1 rRNA gene (only partly in view) is annotated in these 1,392 nt (G+C 50.7%); it reads right to left on the bottom strand.

Features of this window, described 5'->3' with window-relative positions:
• A 23S ribosomal RNA gene (locus LMJ53_RS16940) occupies positions 1–1,392 on the bottom strand (its annotated part extends 1,261 nt beyond the left edge of the window); the annotation flags it as partial.

Below are 1,392 nucleotides of genomic sequence, written 5' to 3'. Positions count from 1 at the left end.
CAAAGAGCGTACCTTCTCCCGAAGTTACGGTACTATTTTGCCTAGTTCCTTCAGCCGAGTTCTCTCAAGCGCCTTGGTATGCTCTACCTGACCACCTGTGTCGGTTTAGGGTACGGTCACCAATACCTGAAGCTTAGAGGCTTTTCCTGGAAGCATAGCGTCAGCAACTTCGTTACCTTAGTAACTCGTCTCGTGTCTCAGTCTTAAGAAACCGGATTTTCCTAGTCTCTCAACCTACTCACTTTCACGCGGACTACCAACGCCGCGCTTGCCTAGCTTTCTCCGTCCCCCCATCGCAGTATTGGCCGGTACAGGAATATTAACCTGTTTCCCATCGACTACGCCTTTCAGCCTCGCCTTAGGAGCCGACTCACCCTACCCTGATTAGCATGGGATAGGAACCCTTGGTCTTTCGGCGGGGAAGTTTTTCACTCCCCTTATCGTTACTCATGTCAGCATTCGCACTTCTGATACCTCCAGCATCCTTCTCAAGACACCTTCGCAGGCTTACAGAACGCTCCTCTACCACTTGCACATAATGCAAGTCCGCAGCTTCGGTGAATGATTTTAGCCCCGTTACATCTTCCGCGCAGGCCGACTCGACTAGTGAGCTATTACGCTTTCTTTAAAGGGTGGCTGCTTCTAAGCCAACCTCCTAGCTGTCTATGCCTTCCCACATCGTTTTCCACTTAATCATTACTTTGGGACCTTAGCTGGCGGTCTGGGTTGTTTCCCTTTTCACGACGGACGTTAGCACCCGCCGTGTGTCTCCCGAGTAGTACTCATTGGTATTCGGAGTTTGCATGGGGTTGGTAAGTCGGGATGACCCCCTAGCCCAAACAGTGCTCTACCCCCAATGGTATTCGCTCGAGGCGCTACCTAAATAGCTTTCGAGGAGAACCAGATATCTCCGAGCTTGATTAGCCTTTCACTCCGATCCACAAGTCATCCCCTAATTTTTCAACATTAGTGGGTTCGGTCCTCCAGTTAGTGTTACCCAACCTTCAACCTGCTCATGGATAGATCGCCCGGTTTCGGGTCTACACCCTGCAACTATTCGCCCAGTTAAGACTCGGTTTCCCTACGGCTCCCCTATTCGGTTAACCTCGCTACAGAATGTAAGTCGCTGACCCATTATACAAAAGGTACGCAGTCACCCAACAAAGTGGGCTCCCACTGCTTGTACGTACACGGTTTCAGGTTCTATTTCACTCCCCTTACAGGGGTTCTTTTCGCCTTTCCCTCACGGTACTGGTTCACTATCGGTCAGTCAGGAGTATTTAGCCTTGGAGGATGGTCCCCCCATGTTCAAACAGGATACCACGTGTCCCGTCCTACTCGTTTTCACTATAAAAGCATTGTCGTGTACGGGGCTATCACCCTGTATCGCTG

The organism is Rheinheimera sp. UJ51, assembly GCF_020819615.1.
Taxonomy (GTDB): domain Bacteria; phylum Pseudomonadota; class Gammaproteobacteria; order Enterobacterales; family Alteromonadaceae; genus Alishewanella; species Alishewanella maricola.
The sequence above is the reverse complement of the archived record's forward strand: the minus strand, read 5'-3'. Positions and strand labels throughout refer to the sequence as shown.